This is a genomic window from Chromohalobacter sp. HP20-39, from assembly GCF_033052815.1.
In the GTDB taxonomy this organism is placed as follows: Bacteria; Pseudomonadota; Gammaproteobacteria; order Pseudomonadales; family Halomonadaceae; genus Chromohalobacter.
Genome location: NZ_JAWHTP010000567.1, coordinates 1 through 280, shown reverse-complemented (window position 1 = coordinate 280; position 280 = coordinate 1). Strand labels below are relative to the sequence as shown.

The following is a 280-nucleotide window of genomic DNA, read 5'->3' as shown; positions in this document are numbered from 1 at the left end:
TCCATTCGCCACCAGGCTGGTGGATGGGGTTGCACAACGGTTTGCCCTGGCACCGGTGTCTGCCGACTGGTGGCATGCGTTTGGCAGCCCCGCGCTGGACAACGTCATGGAGACCGCCATCGCGGCCAATCCGACACTGCAGCAGGCTGAAGCCAACCTGCGCGCAGCGCAAGACCTGTTGCGAGCCGGCGCCGGGGTGTTCTACCCACAAGTCACGGCATCGGCCGATGTATCACGCCAGGCTGTTGTGCCTGCCCGGCTAGGTCAGGCTGGGGCCCCA

Annotated in this window: 1 protein-coding gene; it reads left to right on the top strand. The window is 66.1% G+C overall.

Annotated elements, in window-relative coordinates:
- The coding region (locus RVY79_RS19225; protein WP_317466161.1) for a TolC family protein at positions 1-280 on the top strand (280 nt) is incomplete at both ends.